Genomic DNA, 3,848 nt, shown 5'->3' with positions numbered 1-3,848 from the left:
TCAATGAGAACAATAGCTATTAAAGAACTTTTGTTCTATTCTTATCGCATCATGCCTGGATTGTCAATACTTTTTTGAAATCACAGTTTTAAATCACAGTTTTAAAACGTGCTGATTGAAATAAGAATAACAATCATGGAAATCAGGACAAACGGCAAATAAGTAACTACCACAAAAATGGGATTGTCCCATTTTATTTTATACATGAACGGATTAAGAATCACTGAAAATGGAACTGTTACAAGCCAAACATTTCCTGTTTTCAGCGTGGAAAAAACCAAAAAGACGCTGAAAATCATTTCAACGAAGACTATAATTTTATGCTCTAGCGTATCCTTCTTTTTTCTTATCCCCGTGACTAAAAAATTGCTTTTTCTGCTTATTATGATACTGCAAATATTTATAAAAGAAGCGATGCTGGAAGACAGGCAAATAAACATAAAACAACTTATATGCCTGGTAATTCTTATCGGATCTTTCAACATTGACCAAAATAACGGGGCAAACTGAGCAAAAGCCGCAATAGTCATCATGAGGAAAAAATCAAAAGTCCAGTTTGAAGAAAAATATACTCCGGCAAAAAAGGTTGACCATGCGGTGCTTAAAGGAACAAATGTCGCCACCAAAGGAATATATAACCCGAAACACTTGGCGGCAAAAGGCAAAACAACACTAACGATTAATAAGAAAATAATGAACACAAATGGTTGCAATAAAATTCCCGCTGAAACAAACACATCCAGTTTTTCAAACCAAGGGACCTTACTTGAGAGCAAAAGCTTCGGGAACCATTTAAACAAGTATTCTGTTGTTCCTTTAACCCACCGCTCATTTCTAATCCTGAATGATTTGTAATCCTCGGGATAATCCTCTAAGCATATTACTTCCGGAACGAATACCCCGATATAACCCTTTCCCCTCACCAACGAAGAAAAGACCAGATCTTCAGTGATCGAATGGGGGAAGCCTCCTATTTCCTTCCAAATATCAGTTCTTATTATAGCCCCATGGCCATAAAACATGAGAAATCCATAAATATTTTTTGCCGGTAGATAATATTTCCAATGAACATCAGTATTTAGACCTAAATCTTTTGCAAACTCGGATTCCTGGTTTGGGTTCCAACGCTGATTCGCCTGAACAAATCCTATATTCTTGTCCAGCTTAAAATATGGCAAAAGCGTTTTCAAAAAATTGTCCGGCAGGATACCGTCAGAATCTGATACCGCAAAGTAATCATAGTCCTTGTAAATTTCAGATAAAGCATTATTAAGATTGCCTGCTTTAAAATACGTTCTCGCTTTTCTTCTAATAAGTCTGACTTGATTATTTCTGGTGATAAAGCTATCAACTTTTTCTCTGCAATATCGGTCATCGCTGTCATCCAGTATAAAAACATTGAAGTTGTCAGAATCTTGATTTAAGCATGATAAAACAGCCTCTTCCCGGAAATCATTCATAGTCAAATAAAGGATTGCTGTTCTATCGCTATTTCCCTGCTCTTTGTTAATAATATTATTTGCCTTAACTACAAAAGCAGAAAAAAAAGCGATAACAAGGTGATATATCCCGTAAAGCCAGAAGACATCCACGCAAACTAAAAAAATTAAGATAGAAATTTTTGGCAGCAAAGTACTGTTTCTAGGGAGATAATGTATTATTTTAGGATCAAAATGCAGAATTGTCATGATCCACAACCCTAAAATAATAATAAACATCAGGCTGTCTTTTTCAAGAAAAGGCGTAATGGCGACTGGATTTCTTTCGCGTTTAGTCATTATTGTTTTAAAATTTGTTTCAATCGCATAATTGTAATATAATCTTAGCATAAAATACGGTTTACACAATAGAGGTTTTCGATGGGTGAAAAATCATCACAATCCACTAAAGGTTCATTTCCCAATATATTTTTCCTGGTAGTTTCCTCAGCCGCACTATTGTTCTATGCTTATTTCCATTGGCATATGACTGATTATCTTTGGCAGGGATTTATCAACTTTTTAGAAAATACATGGTACAGATAATTTTTTTTATCGGCGTTTCAATTCTTATTATTTTTTCCTATGCCCTTCTACTTCAAAAAAAGCTCACAGATACCTATGACCTCTTGCTGGGAAGTTTCGTTTGGTTTAGTCTGCAAATCATTGTAACGCAAGCAGCACTGGGCCTGCTGGGCAAATTGGACACATTCAATCTTTTTTTAACTAATTTTCTGATATCACTACCGATTATCTGCTATTCGTGGCAAAAGATTCATTGGCGAATTACTTCAATAGAAGCTGTTTCTTCAATTAAAAATATCCGGCATCTTCTCTTTTTTCAGTTTATTCTGGTATCGTACGGTTTTATTGTTTTTCTGGGATGGCTTATCCCCCCGTATGGGTGGGACAGCATTACCTATCACCTCCCTACCGTATTTCACTGGGTACAAGAAAAGCGTATCTTTATTATCCAGCCATTGTGCGCTACGTCATTTTTTCCGATGAACGGAAGCCTGTTCATGATGTGGCTGTATCTGGGGAGCAAAAGCCTAAATCTCCTTAACCTTACCCAGGTTCCATTCGCATTGATGCTATCGCTGGCAACGTACAGCCTTGCCCGAAAGTTAAATATACACGATGCGATAATCGTAATCCCCTTGGTATTGCTTACCCCGGCAATAATGCTTTTGTGTTCAGTCGCTTATGTTGATGTCATATTTTCCTGTTTTATCATTCTGGTTCTGAATTTTGTTGTGGGATATTCCAAAACAAAAGAAACATACCTTTTCCTTTTAAGTTGTACTGTTCTGGGTATTGCAAGCGGGATAAAACCAGGAGGGTTTTGGTTACTTGTCGCAGTATTTCTTCTCTGTTATGTAAACAGAAAACAATTATCCCCCCAATTCCTGACTGCAGGAGTTTTACTTGCTTTCACCGGCGGTGGATTTTGGTACGTAAGAAATTTTATTATTACCGGGAATCCCGTATTTCCCTATGAAATTAAACTTTTTAATATTACCCTGTTAACGGGCACTGAAAAACTTGGAAAAACATCGGTGTATGAACAATGGTTCGTTAATAGCCGGGCAGAATGGCTATTATACCCTTTAAAGGAAAAAATACGCGGCGCAGTTACTTATTCCATCGAAAACGGCTTTGGCATGCAATTTGTCCTGGGAATTGTAAGCCTGTTTTATGCCTCGTATGTATCGTTTAAGAAAAAAGAAACATTATTGTTCATGATTTTACTGTGCTTTCCCCTGACATTAGCCTTGTGGTTTTTAACCAGCACCTGCCCCGTGCCACGGTATATTATCTTTCTTTGTTCCATTACTGCCATTGCTATAGCCTATGTCCAAAACCAGTTAACCGGCATGCATAAAAAAATTATGGATGCACTTATAATAATATCTTTGGGGTTCTCTTTTATCGTTACACTTCCCATTCTTGTCCCGTACCAGGGAAAGGTCTTGCAGGCTTATTCACAATTCAAAACCTTGCCTCCGTTTGAGTATTATCGATGGATATACGGCCCTATCGGGATAGCCTGGGAATGGGTTGAAAATAATGTTGAAACCGGAAGCGTTATTGCCTGCGATTATGACAATCTTACCGCCCCGCTTTTTGGCCGCGTATTGCAGCATGATGTTATTCATGTCGTGACCTACGATACCCCCTACAACGGGAAACCTCAAGCACACTCTTACGAGGAACTGCGGAAAATCATCCAGGAATACAAAATATCCTATATTTTCACAGTCATTCCTGCCTGATCGAAATAGGCACTATTTCGTCTGCGAAAGAACCGTCCATAGTTGCTCGCTCTACGTTATTGTGACTCCTGAGAGCGATTTCATCTTGCTCCTG

2 protein-coding genes and 1 pseudogene are annotated in these 3,848 nt (G+C 37.8%); 1 reads left to right on the top strand and 2 read right to left on the bottom strand.

The features are described from left to right. Nucleotides 1–101 precede the first annotated feature (101 nt). The gene (locus PHV30_11930; GenBank protein ID MDD5457722.1) at nt 102–1,829 is read right to left on the bottom strand and encodes a glycosyltransferase family 2 protein; all 1,728 of its coding nucleotides are present in this window, start codon (nt 1,827–1,829) and stop codon (nt 102–104) included. A gap of 182 nt (nt 1,830–2,011) precedes the next feature. Here PHV30_11930 and PHV30_11925 point away from each other — a divergent pair, with 182 nt between their 5' ends. Continuing rightward, nucleotides 2,012–3,754: a hypothetical protein gene (locus PHV30_11925; protein MDD5457721.1), complete on the top strand. Its 1,743-nt coding sequence runs from the start codon at nt 2,012–2,014 to the stop codon at nt 3,752–3,754. Here PHV30_11925 and PHV30_11920 read toward each other — a convergent pair. Beyond that, nucleotides 3,747–3,848 (bottom strand): annotated as a pseudogene (locus PHV30_11920) (hypothetical protein). The gene PHV30_11925 and the pseudogene PHV30_11920 sit on opposite strands and share 8 nt — an antisense overlap.

The organism is Candidatus Margulisiibacteriota bacterium, from assembly GCA_028715625.1.
In the GTDB taxonomy this organism is placed as follows: Bacteria; Margulisbacteria; Riflemargulisbacteria; order GWF2-35-9; family GWF2-35-9; genus JAQURL01.
Note: the sequence above shows the minus strand (reverse complement) of the source record. Positions and strands in the feature narration are given on the sequence as shown.